The organism is Caulobacter sp. S45 (assembly GCF_903642205.1).
Taxonomy (GTDB): domain Bacteria; phylum Pseudomonadota; class Alphaproteobacteria; order Caulobacterales; family Caulobacteraceae; genus CAHJWH01.
In genome coordinates this window covers 1-11497 of sequence record NZ_CAHJWH010000107.1, presented here as the reverse complement: position 1 = coordinate 11497, position 11497 = coordinate 1, and the positions used below count along the sequence as shown (strand labels likewise).

Genomic DNA, 11497 nt, shown 5'->3' with positions numbered 1-11497 from the left:
GGTTCCCCTCACCCTGCCCTCTCCCCGAGGGGGAGAGGGTTCAAGGCCGGCGGGACACCTGGGGCGGATCAACCCTCTCCCCTGTGGGGAGAGGTCAGGGTGAGGGGAACCGCCGCCGCTCACGTCAAGCCGCATAGGCGCCTTGCGGAGCCGGCACGGGCACGCCGCTCTCGGTGTACTCCTTCAGCTTGTTCCTCAGCGTGCGGATGGAGATGCCCAGGATGTTGGCCGCGTGGGTGCGGTTGCCGAAGCAGTGCACCAGCGTGTCCAGGATCAGCTGCTGCTCCACCTGGGCCACGGTCTGGCCGACGAAGGCTCTAGCGGCGGTCTCGGCCATCTGGGCCGCTCTGTCGGCGGTGCGCTGGCCGGGGTCGATCATGGCGGGGCCGGCGAGCGGCTGGCCGTCGGGCAGGCGGATGGCGCTCTCCTCGATCTCGGGACCGACGGAGAGCAGAACCGCGCGGTGCATGGCGTTCTCCAGCTCGCGCACGTTGCCGGGCCAACGGTGGACGCCCAGGCGGCGGCGCGCCTCGATGGAGAGCGGGCGGACGGGGACGGCGTTGGCGGCCGCATATTTCCTGATGAAGTGCTCGGCCAGCGCCAGCACGTCGCCCGGCCGGTCGCGCAACGGCGGCAGGCGCAGGTTCACCACGTTCAGCCGGTAGAGCAGGTCCTCGCGGAAGGTCCCGGCCTTCACCGCAGCCGCCAGGTCGCGGTTGGAGGTGGCGAGGATGCGGATGTTGACCTTCACGGGCTTTGAGCCGCCCACCCGGTCGATCTCGCGCTCCTGGATGGCGCGGAGCAGCTTGGCCTGCAGCCGGGCGTCCATCTCGCTGATCTCGTCGAGCAGCAGGGTGCCGCCGTCGGCCTCCTCGAACTTGCCGATCCGGCGCGCCACGGCGCCGGTGAAGGCGCCCTTCTCGTGGCCGAACAGCTCCGACTCCAGCAGGTTCTCCGGGATCGCGGCGCAGTTGACCGAGATGAAGGGCCTGTCGGCCCGGCGGGACTTCTTGTGGACGTAGCGGGCCATCACCTCCTTGCCGACGCCGCTCTCGCCGGTGATCAGGATGGAGGCCTCCGAGGCGGCCACCTGGTCGGCCAGGGTCATGACCAGCTGCATGCAGGGATCGCGCGTCACCAGCGGCCGGTCGTCGTCGGACACCGCCGCCAGCACCGCGGCGATCAGCTCCGCCTCGGGCGGCAGGGGGATGAACTCCTTGGCGCCGGCGCGGATGGCGTCGGCGGCCTTGCGGGCGTCGCCGCCTATGCCGCAGGCGACCACCGGGACCCGAATGCGCTCGGCCTCGTTGGCGGCGATCAGCCCGCCGATGTCGAGCTCGTAGTCCACCAGCAGCAGGTCCGCCCCCTGCCCCGACCGGAGCGCATGCGTCGCCGCCGCCGCGCTCTCCACATGGGAGACCTTGGCGCCCGCGTTCATCGCCATCTTCACCGCCAGGGCCAGCTGTCCGTTCAGCCGTCCGACCACCAGAAGCCGCATGGTTCAGTTCCTTACAGTGCAGGGGTGCGCGGGACGTGAGCGGGTCATATCACCTGGTCCCCGTCCTTGATGATCTCGGTCATGGTGACGCCGAGCCGCTCGTCCACGACCACGACCTCGCCGCGGGCGACCAAGCGGTTGTTGACATAGATGTCGATGGCCTCGCCGACCTTGCGGTCCAGCTCCAGCACGCTGCCGGCGCTGAGCTTGAGCAGCTGGGCGACGCTCATGTGCGCCTTGCCGAGGACGGCGGAGATGTTGACCGGCACGTCGAACACCGGCGCCAGGTCGCCGGCGGACTTCTCCTCGCCCTCCGCCCCGTAGGGCGTGAGCGCGGTGGAAACGTCGAACTCGGGCAGGTTCAGATCGCTCATGGTTCAAGCCTCCGCACTCAGGACGACAGGTTCGGCGTGCAGGCCCTCGGCGGCGAGCGCGGTCTCGAGCGCCGCCTCGACCCGAGCCGAGGCTGCGGTGGGATCGAACGCCGCCCGGCCCTCGCCCCAATCGAAGCTGAAGGCGGCAGGGGGCAGGCTCGGGTCGGCCTTGACCACCACAAGCCCCGCGAAGCCCACGCTCTCCGCGGCGGCGTTCAGGGCTGTGGTCAGGCGCTCGACGTTGGCGGGGCTGGCGCGGACCAGCAGGCGCGGCTGGGCGTCCAGCTCGCGCGACAGCGCCTCGAGCGCGGCCAGGGCCGGCTGCTCGGGGAACTGGTCGAGCGCGGCGTCGGCGATTTTGCGGGCGCAGGCCAGGGCCAGGCGCGCGCTGTCGGTGCGATGGCTGTGGGCGACCTCGGCCAGGTGGGCGAAAGCGGTGCGCAGGGCGCCCGCCACTTCGCGCAGGGCCTGCGCGCCTTGCGCCTCCGCCTGGGCGACCACAGAGCGCTGGCCCTGGGCGTAGGCGTCGGCGCGAGCGGCCTCCAGCTCTTCGGGCGTGAAGCTGCGCCTGGGCTTGGCCGGCGTGATCACCCGCTCGCCGTCGAACACGGTGTCGAAGGTGAACTTGCGGGGGGCGGAGGGTTGAGGGTTCATCAGTAGATCAGCTCGTCGTCGCCGCTGGAGCCGGCGAGCATGATCTCGCCCTTGGCGGCGAGGGTCTTGGCGATGACCACCATGGCCTGCTGGGCCTGGTCGACATCCTTCAGACGGACGGGACCCATGGAGTTCATGTCCTCGCGCATGATCTTGGCGGCGCGCTCGCTCATGTTGGAGAAGAACAGCTCGCGCAGGGTGTCGGACGCGCCCTTGAGGGCTATGCCGAGCTGGTCCTTGGCCACGGCGCGGAGCAGGGTCTGGATGCCGCCGGGATCGAGCTTGCCGAGGTCCTCGAACACGAACATCAGCGCGCGGATGCGCTCGGCCGCGTCGCGGTTGCGCTCCTCCAGCGCGTTCAGGAAACGACTTTCGGTCTGGCGGTCGAAGTTGTTGAACACCTCGGCCATCATCTCGTGGCTGTCGCGCTTCGAGGTGCGGGCGAGATTGCTCATGAACTCGGTGCGCAGCGTCTGCTCGATCTTGTCGAGGATGTCGCGCTGAACCGGCTCCATGCGCAGCATCCGCTGCACGCATTCCAGCGCAAAGTCTTCCGGAAGCGCAGACAAGACGCGCGCGGCGTGCTCGCCCTTGATCTTGGAGAGCACCACGGCAACCGTCTGGGGGTACTCGTTCTTGAGATAGTTGGCGAGCACCGCCTCGTTCACGTTGGCGAGCTTGTCCCACATGGTCCGGCCCGCGGGCCCACGGATCTCGTCCATGAGCGAATCCACCTTGTCCGGCGGGAGGAAGGCGGCGAGCAGGCGCTGGGTCTGCTCGAAGGAGCCCATGATCGCGCCGGTGGAACTCATGCCGGACACGAACTCCATCAGCAGCCCCTCGACCGCCGCGGAGGAGACCGTGCCGATGCCGGACATGATCTGGGAGATCTCCCGGATCTCCTCCTCGTCCAGCGCCTCCCACAGGCGCGTATGGTCTTCGCCGAGCGCCAGCATGACCACGGCGGCCTTCTCAGGCCCGCTCAGCCGCGTGGCGTCGTCCACGGCGGGGCGCTTGGCGAGGGCCATCAGCTTTCGTGCAGCCAGCTGCGCAGGATCGCCACCGACTCCTCGGGATGGCGGTCCACGAATTCCGAGACGCGCTTGACCGAGGAGACCTTCACCTGGCCCTCGATCTTGGCGATGTCGATGCGCTCGTCCGGCCCCGGCAGCGCCAGCTGACCGCCTTCGTAGGCCAGGGCGCCGGGCACGGGCTGGCCGTCGGGTCCGATCCGCGGCGTTGCGGTCAACGCTGTCACCATCGGCCGGCCACCCCCCGCCGACACCTTCAGCATCGGCTTGACCACGAAGAAGATGATCAGCCCCGCCACCCCGGCCAGCACCAGCAGCTCGGCGCCGCGCATGACGTCGTTCTTGTCGAAGCTGAAGGCGGAGGCGACGCTTGAGCCCTCCCCGTCCAGGTCGCGGTTGAACGGGACGTTGACCACGCTGACCTGGTCGCCGCGCTTGTCGTCGTACCCCATGGCCGAGCGCACCAGCTGGTCGATCCGCTTCATGTCCTCGGCCGAGCGCGGCGTGTAGGGGCCGGGCTTGCCGCGGGCCGCGGGGCCGGTGGTCCCGTCCACGGCCACGGCCACCGACAGGCGCTTTATCTGGCCGGGCTGCTGCACCTCGGTGGTGGTGGTCTTGCTGATCTCGTAGTTGGTGGTCTCGTCCTGCTTGCCGGTGTTGGAGCTGTCGGGGTTGGCGCCCGGGCTGGCCGCCGCGCCCGGCACATTCTGTGAAGCGGTGGTGGCTCCCGACGAGCTGGCCTTGTTCTCCGCCGACTTCTCGTCCGAGGTCTGGGTGGAGCGGACCACCTGGCCGTCGGGATCGAAGTGCTCCGACTGGGTGGTGTGGCTGGACATGTCGAGGTCGGCGGAGACCTGCACCCGGGCGTGGCCGGGGCCGACGATCCCCTCCACCATGTCCTTCACGGTGCGGCGGATACGCTCCTCAACCTGGTTGCGCTCGCCGCCGCCGGTCCCGTCCACCGCCCCGTCGCCCTCGGCGGCGAGCAGTTCGCCCTGCTGGTCGGTGATGCTGACGCGCTCCGGCTTCAGCTCGGGCACCGCGCCCGCGACCAGGTTGCGGATGGATCGCACCTGCTCGGCGCCGATGCGCCCGCCGCCCGTGGCGATCAGGATGGAGGCCGACGGCTGCTCGGCGTCCTCCTCGAACAGCTGGTGCTTGGGCATGACCAGGTGCACGCGCACGAAGCTTATGCCCTGGATGGAGCGGATGGTGCGAGCCAGCTCGCCCTCCAGCGCCCGCTGGCGGTTCAGGGTCTGGACGAAGTCGGTCTGGCCCATGGCCGGCGCGTTGTCGAAGATCTCGTAGCCGACCGAGCCTGAGGTCGGCAGGCCCTTGCCGGAGAGCATCAGGCGGGTGGAGGCGACCTTGTCGCGGTCCACGAAGAGGGTCGAGCCGTCGCCCTTCACCTCGTACTTGACGCCGGACTGGTCGAGCTGGGCGGTGATCTGGCCCGCCTCCTTCAGGTCGAGGTTGGCGTAGAGCAGGCTCATGGGCGCGCCGCCCAGCCGCAGCATCAGGGCGATCAGGATGGCCGCGGCGCCCGCGCCCGCGCCCAGGATCGCGGCCAGCCGCCCGATCCCGAACCCCTGCAGCGCTCTGATCACCTGATCCAAGCCGGACTCCGACACTGGGCCGACCCTCCAGAACGGCTCTGGAGAGGGCTAGGCAGGAATTACCGGGTGGAGGGTAAAGGAGGGTTAAACACGACTGCAGACGTCCAGGCGCAGGCGCCGCCGCCGCCGGCTCAGCCCGGGCGCTGCAGGGCGCGCCATCCGATGTCGGTGCGATGGAAGCCGCCGGGCAGGCGGATACAGGCTACCGCCGCATAGGCCCGGTCCCGCGCCTGCCCCAGGGTCTCGCCCCGGGCGCAGACGTTGAGCACCCTGCCTCCCGCCGCGACCAGCCGCCCTTCCGCATCGCGGGCCACCCCGGCGTGGAAGACCACGACATCGGGTCCGAAGTCCGCCTCCGCGCCCTCGATCACCGCGCCGGTCCTAGGCGCTTCGGGATAGCCCTCCGCCGCCAGGACCACGCAGATCGCCGCCTCGTCCCGCCACCTCGGCGCCGGCAGGTCTGCGAGGCCGCCCGTGGCCGCCGCGTGCAGGTAGGGCAGCAGGTCGCTCTCCAGCCGCAGCATCAGGACCTGGCATTCCGGGTCGCCGAAGCGGGCGTTGTACTCCACCAGCCGCGGGCCGCCCGCGCCGATCATCAGGCCGGCGTAGAGCACGCCGCGATAGGGCGAGCCCTCCACCGCCATGCCGCGGACCGTGGGCTCCACCATCTGCTCGAACGCCGCCTCCGCCACGGCCGCCGTCAGCACCGGGGCCGGCGAATAGGTCCCCATGCCGCCGGTGTTCAGTCCCGTGTCGCCGTCATGGGCGCGCTTGTGGTCCTGGGCCTGCCCGAAGGGGATGGCGGTAACCCCGTCGCAGAGTGCAAACATGGACGCCTCCTCTCCCTCCATGAAGGCCTCCATCACCACGCGGGCACCAGCTTTGCCGAGAGCGCCACCGAGCATGTTCATGACGGCCGCCCAAGCGTCTGCATCGGTCTCCGAGTCGATGATCTGAACACCCTTGCCTGCGGCCAGACCATCCGCCTTGATCACGTAGGGCGGCTTGAACCGCTTCAAGGCGGGGGTGATTCCCTCCATAGACGTAATAACGACGTACTCGGCGGTAGGCAGGCTCCAGCGGTCGGCGAAGGCCTTGGTGAAGGCCTTGGAGCTCTCCAGCCTCGCCGCCGAGGCGGTGGGTCCGAAACAGGCGATCCCGGCCTCCGCCAGCCGGTCCGCCAGGCCTCGCTCCAGCGCGGCCTCAGGCCCCACCACCACCAGGTCGGCGGCGATCTCGCGGGCGAGCGCCAGCAGGCCCTCCACGTCGTCGGCCCTGACCGGACGCACTTCCGCCAGGGCGCCTATCCCGGGATTGCCGGGGGCGACGACCAGGCGGGTCAGCGTCGGCGACTGGACGATCTTCCAGGCCAGGGCGTGCTCGCGGCCGCCTGAGCCGACGAGAAGGACGATCATGCGGCGAGCCGGGCGGTCAGGGTCATGGGCCGCCTTATAGGCGCCCCAGCGGCCCGTAGGGAGGTGGGTCGCTCACGGGTCGCGGTGGCCGACCGCGGCGCGGAGCGCGGCGTGCAGGGCGGCGCGGTCCTGCGGGAAGTCGCTGGCGATCCACCAGGCCTCCACCTCGCGCCGCACCCGGCCGATCCCGGGACCCTGCGCCACGCCTGCGGCCTTGATCTCCTCACCGCTAAGGGGGAAGGCCGGAGCCGTCCACGCCTCGGCCAGGGCCAGCAGCGGCCGCGCCGCCTCCGCCTCGTCCGCGTCGAGCCGAAGCAGCAGCCGGTCCCTGAACGCCACCCGTCCCAACTCGTAGAGCCGGCGCCGGCCGAGCTGCTGGGTCATCCCGGCGGGGCCTTCCAGCGCGCCGTCCGCTGCGGCTAGACGATCGCGCAGGCTGTTGGACAGCCGCAGACGGACCGCCAGTTCCGACACGTCCCCGCTCGACAGGGCGGCCAGCCTCAGGGCCGGATCCGCCTGGACGTCGAGCGCACGCTCGACACGCAGCAAGGCCGCCAGCCGATCCAGGTCGGCCTGGAGCGGGAGACGCGCCAGCACCCCGGTCACCGCCATGGCCGTAAGCGCCGGCAGCGGGTCGAGCGCGGCCAGCAGCTTCAGCAGCTCCTTGGCGACGCGCTCCGCCGACAGCCCCCCGATCCCCTCCGCCAGGGCCGCACAGGCCGCGAGCCCTGCCACATCCGGCTCGCCCCGGCCGTACCAGGCCTGAAAGCGGAAGAAGCGCAGGATGCGCAGGTAGTCCTCGGCGATGCGCGTGGCCGCGTCGCCCACGAACACTATCCGGCCGGCCAGCGCGTCGGCGATCCCGCCGCCCGTGGGGTCGTGCAGCCGGCCGTCCGGCTCGGCGTACAGCGCGTTCAGGCGGAAGTCGCGGCGCGCGGCGTCCTGCGCCCAGTCGTCGGTGAAGGCCACGACGGCATAACGGCCGTCCGTCTCGACGTCGCGTCGAAGGGTGGTGATCTCGTAGGGCCGCCCTCGGCTGATCGCGGTGACCGTGCCGTGCGCGATGCCGGTGGGGACGGCCTTCAGCCCGGCCCGCTCCAGGGCGGCGAGGACCCGCGGCGGCGGCAGCGAGGTGGCGATGTCGATGTCCAGGGAGGTCTCGGCCGCCGGGTCGAGCGCCGCCGGGAGCCGCAGCAGGGTGTCGCGGACGCTGCCGCCGACATAGCGCGCGACGCCTGCGCCGCCCTCCGCTTCCAGCGCCGCGACAACCGCCCCAGTCGCGGGCGCGTGAAGCCAATCCGCAGCGGGCAGGTGGTCAGGCGGGGAAAGTTCACCGGCCGGCGGTTCACCCGTCATGGGCGGGACGCCCCCGGCCGGACTTCACCGTCGCGCGGTGGCTCTTGCCCTCCAGCCGGCGCTCCTTGGACGCGTGGGTGGGGCGGGTCGGGCGGCGGGGCTTGGGTCGCACGGCGGCCTGGCGGATCAGCTCCACCAGCCGCTCCAGGGCGTCGCGCCGGTTGGCCTCCTGGGTGCGGTGGGACTGGGCCAGCAGCACCACGACGCCCTCCGCCGTCAGGCGCGATCCCGCCAGCCGCTGCAGCCGCACGCTGACGTCGTCGGGGAGCGAGGGCGAGCGCCGCGCGTCGAAGCGCAGCTCCACCGCGGTGGAGACCTTGTTGACGTTCTGGCCGCCGGGACCGGCGGAGCGCACGAAGCGGAGCGTGATCTCGTCCTCCTCGATGGCGAGCGCGTCGGTGATGGGCAGGAGCGCCATGGCCACAGGATAGTCCCGCCCGGCCGCGCCCTCCACCCCGCCTCGACGCGCGGGAAATCTGCTATGGCGTGGCCATGCTCGACGACGCCCTGCCTGGCCCCACAGCCGCCCTCAAGACCCTGGTCGGCCCGGACGGCTGGTCCGACGATGCGGACCGGCTGGCGCCAAAGCTCCGGGAGTGGCGCGACCGCTGGCGGGGGTCCACGCCGCTGCTGCTGCTGCCGCGCACCACCGCAGAGGTGTCGGCCATCGTGCGCCACTGCGCCGAACACCGGATCGCGGTGACGCCGCAGGGGGGCAATACCGGCCTGGTCGGCGGCCAGATCCCGGCCGGCGAGGTGCTGCTGTCCACCGAGCGGCTGCGCGCCGTCCGCGAGATCGCAGCCCTGGACGACGTGATGGTGGTGGAGGCCGGCGTGCCGCTCGCCACCGTCCAGGAGGCCGCGCGCGACGCCGGGCGGTTCTTCCCGCTCAGCCTGGCTTCGGAAGGCAGCGCCACGATCGGCGGGCTGATCTCCACCAACGCCGGGGGCACCGCGGTGCTGCGCTACGGGACCATGCGCGAGCTGGTGCTGGGGATCGAGGCGGTGCTGCCGGACGGGCAGGTGTTCAGTGGGCTCAAGCGGCTGCGCAAGGACAACACCGGCTATGACCTCAAGCAGCTCCTGATCGGCGGCGAGGGGACGCTGGGCGTGGTCACAGCCGCGGCCTTGAAGCTGTTCCCCATCCTGCACTCGCGCACGGTGGCGGTGGTCGGCCTGGCCTCGCCCGAGGCCGCCCTCCACCTGCTGGCCCGCGCCAAGGACGAGAGCGGCGGGGCGGTGGAGGCCTTCGAGCTGATCAGCCGCCGCGGGGTGGAGCTGGCCTGCAAGAACATCCCCGACGTGCGTGATCCCCTGGGCGCGTCCTACCCCTGGATCGTGCTGGTGGAGATCGCCAGCCGCGAGGGCGGACATGCTGAGGCGGCCATGGAGCGGCTGCTCGCCTCGGCCCTGGAGGACGGGACGATCGAGGATGCGGCGCTGGCCCAGAACCAGGCCCAGGCCAAGGCCTTCTGGCGGCTGCGCGAGGAGCAGTCCGCCGCCCAGAAGCCCGAGGGCGTCACCTGGAAGCACGACGTCTCCGTGCCCATTTCCTCGGTGCCGCAGTTCCTGGCCCGGGCCACGGAGACGGCGGAGGCGATGGCCCCTGGCTCCCGCGTCGTCGCCTTCGGCCACGTCGGCGACGGCAACATCCACTACGACGTGCTCCAGCCGCAGCACGGCGATGGCGCAGCCCATGTGGCGATGCGCGAGGAGGGCTCCCAGGCCATCCACGACATCGTCGACGAGCTGGGCGGGTCGATCTCCGCCGAGCACGGGCTGGGCGTCATGAAGTCCGCCGAAGCGCTCCGCTACAAGGACGCGCACACGGTGGAGTTGATGCGCCGCGTGCGCGCCGCCTTCGACCCGCACCGGATCATGAACCCGCGGGTGCTGTTCTGACCCTTGGCGATCAACCCTGGCCGGTCAGCTCGCGGCCGAGCTTGGCGCTGTCGAAATAGGTGCGGAAGGCGGTGACCTTGTCGCCCGCCTCCAGGATGCTCACGCCCTCGTAGGCGAACGGCCGGCCCTTGGCGGCGCCGGTGCTGCGCCACTCCAGGGCGATTTGCCCGCCCTGCTCCAGGATGGTGGAGAACTCCGAGCGGATGTCGTCGAAGCTCTTGCGGTAGGCGCCCCAGAACGCCGCTGGGCCCTCCTCGCCCTGGTTCTCCACCAGCGGATTGGAGATGACCGCGTCCGGAGCGAACAGAGCGGCGATCCCGTCCACGTCGCGCTCGCCCTCCAGCCGGTGCAGGGCGTCGATGAAGCTCTGGGCGGTCACGGTCATGGCTGGACAACCGAGGCCGGCGACGCCTGTTCCCTCAGCTCTCCAGCTCTTCGGTGGGAACGTCGTAGGCGTTCAGCGTGATGGAGACGAGCGCGTAGAGCCCCACGATCTGGATCAGCTCGTTCAGCGCGCCCTGACCCAGCTCGTCGCGCGCGGCGTCGTAGGTCGGGCCCGGCAGCACGCCGCCGTCCAGCAGGGCCATGGCGACGTTGAAGGCGGTGGCCTCCTCGCGGGTCATGTCGGTGGGCTTCTGGCCGGCGCAGACCGCCGCCATCTTGTCCGCCGACAGCCCGTCGCGGCCGCCCACCGCGGCGTGGGCGTACATCTCGTAGGCGGCCTTGAAGCGGGAGCCGACGGCCAGGATGGCGATCTGCTTCACCTCGTCGGACAGCCGCCCCATGGTGGAGATGGCGTCCAGGAACACCCGGGTGGCCTCGCCGACCTTGGGCTCCTGGATCCAGACGCTCCAGGGGCCGAGCAGGGCGCCGTCCTCGCGCATCGTCTTGAAGCCGGTGAAGCCTCCGTCGATCTGGCCCTTGAACGCCTCGTAGAGCGGCGTCTGCTCGGCGCTCAGCTTGTCGGGCGGGATGAGGGGCAGGCGCATGGGACGTCCTCGGCGGTTGCGCCCGCTCAATGCCTCGCCAGGGCCTGCGTTCCCGCTTTAGGCGAACAGCTCCGGCCGGCGCAGCCTCAGCGCCTGGATCAGGACCAGCAGCTTCATGTCGCCGACCCGCCCCGCCTCAAGCTCTGCCCCCAGCTCCGCCAGCGGGCGTTCGAGGACGGTGATGTTCTCGTGCTCGCCCTCGGCCCCGCCGCCTGCCGACACCCGGTCCGCCGCCGCATAGGGCGCGAGGTACAGGCTCATCCGCTCGGTGGAGATGCCGGGCGTGGTCCAGACCTCGCCCACGAACTCCAGGGCGTCGAGCCGCACGCCGGCCTCTTCCATGGCCTCTCGCCGCGCCGCGACCTTGGCGGTCTCGCCCTCGTCGATGATCCCGGCGATCGCCTCCACCATCAGCCCCGACCCGCCGGCATAGAGCCCGGGGGCGCGGAACAGCTGCACCAACAGGCCGGTGCGGCGTTGCGGGTCGTAGGGCAGCACCACGGCGGCGCGCCCGTGGTCCTCGATCTGACGCCAGACCACCGTGCCGTCGTCCAGCCGGACCTCGGCGCGCAGGAAGGTGGCCCAGCTGTCGTCCTTCACCTCGGTGCGCAGGATCGTGGCCATGTCTCTTCCCTCATCACGTTGCAGGCCCATTATGGGGA

Annotated in this window: 12 protein-coding genes; 1 reads left to right on the top strand and 11 read right to left on the bottom strand. The window is 71.2% G+C overall.

The genetic code is table 11. From position 1 onward, the window contains the following. Positions 1-124 precede the first annotated feature (124 nt). The 8 genes from HUV06_RS11075 to arfB all read right to left on the bottom strand — a co-directional run bounded on the left by HUV06_RS11075 (position 125) and on the right by arfB (position 8362). Positions 125-1498, bottom strand: coding sequence for a sigma-54 dependent transcriptional regulator (locus tag HUV06_RS11075; RefSeq protein ID WP_174301329.1), 1374 nt, complete (start codon positions 1496-1498; stop codon positions 125-127). A gap of 44 nt (positions 1499-1542) precedes the next feature. After that, positions 1543-1872 (bottom strand): flagellar motor switch protein FliN, encoded by a 330-nt coding sequence (gene fliN, locus HUV06_RS11070; RefSeq protein ID WP_174301328.1) that lies wholly within the window; start codon positions 1870-1872, stop codon positions 1543-1545. A 3-nt stretch (positions 1873-1875) separates the two neighbouring features. Beyond that, entirely contained in the window at positions 1876-2526 is a 651-nt protein-coding gene (locus HUV06_RS11065; protein WP_174301327.1) for a flagellar assembly protein FliH, read from the bottom strand. After that, on the bottom strand, positions 2526-3554 hold the full coding sequence (fliG, locus tag HUV06_RS11060) for a flagellar motor switch protein FliG (RefSeq protein WP_174301326.1): 1029 nt from the start codon (positions 3552-3554) through the stop codon (positions 2526-2528). The genes HUV06_RS11065 and fliG overlap by 1 nt, the downstream gene beginning before the upstream one ends. Continuing rightward, entirely contained in the window at positions 3554-5164 is a 1611-nt protein-coding gene (gene fliF, locus HUV06_RS11055; RefSeq protein ID WP_371811068.1) for a flagellar basal-body MS-ring/collar protein FliF, read from the bottom strand. Before fliF ends, fliG begins: the two co-directional genes overlap by 1 nt. Before the next feature lie 140 nt (positions 5165-5304). Further along, the gene (gene purD / locus HUV06_RS11050; RefSeq protein ID WP_174301324.1) at positions 5305-6588 is read right to left on the bottom strand and encodes a phosphoribosylamine--glycine ligase; all 1284 of its coding nucleotides are present in this window, start codon (positions 6586-6588) and stop codon (positions 5305-5307) included. 72 nt (positions 6589-6660) lie between these two features. Next, positions 6661-7944 carry a CCA tRNA nucleotidyltransferase gene (locus HUV06_RS11045; RefSeq protein WP_174301323.1) on the bottom strand — a complete coding sequence of 428 codons (1284 nt, stop codon included), beginning with the start codon at positions 7942-7944 and terminating at the stop codon, positions 6661-6663. Beyond that, complete coding sequence (gene arfB, locus HUV06_RS11040; protein ID WP_174301330.1) at positions 7934-8362, bottom strand: alternative ribosome rescue aminoacyl-tRNA hydrolase ArfB; 429 nt, start codon at positions 8360-8362, stop codon at positions 7934-7936. The genes HUV06_RS11045 and arfB overlap by 11 nt, the downstream gene beginning before the upstream one ends. 74 nt (positions 8363-8436) lie before the next feature. On the opposite strand from arfB, the gene HUV06_RS11035 reads away from it, so the two are divergent. Then, on the top strand, positions 8437-9846 hold the full coding sequence (locus tag HUV06_RS11035) for an FAD-binding oxidoreductase (protein ID WP_174301322.1): 1410 nt from the start codon (positions 8437-8439) through the stop codon (positions 9844-9846). A gap of 10 nt (positions 9847-9856) precedes the next feature. On the opposite strand, the gene HUV06_RS11030 is transcribed toward HUV06_RS11035, so the two are convergent. Genes HUV06_RS11030 through HUV06_RS11020 form a run of 3 tightly spaced genes read right to left on the bottom strand, consistent with a single transcriptional unit; the run spans position 9857 to position 11459 of the window. Next, positions 9857-10231 carry a nuclear transport factor 2 family protein gene (locus tag HUV06_RS11030; protein WP_174301321.1) on the bottom strand — a complete coding sequence of 125 codons (375 nt, stop codon included), beginning with the start codon at positions 10229-10231 and terminating at the stop codon, positions 9857-9859. Between the two features lie 34 nt (positions 10232-10265). Further along, positions 10266-10835 carry a carboxymuconolactone decarboxylase family protein gene (locus tag HUV06_RS11025; protein ID WP_174301320.1) on the bottom strand — a complete coding sequence of 190 codons (570 nt, stop codon included), beginning with the start codon at positions 10833-10835 and terminating at the stop codon, positions 10266-10268. Between the two features lie 57 nt (positions 10836-10892). Further along, the gene (locus HUV06_RS11020) at positions 10893-11459 is read right to left on the bottom strand and encodes an NUDIX hydrolase (RefSeq protein WP_174301319.1); all 567 of its coding nucleotides are present in this window, start codon (positions 11457-11459) and stop codon (positions 10893-10895) included. Positions 11460-11497 lie beyond the last annotated feature (38 nt).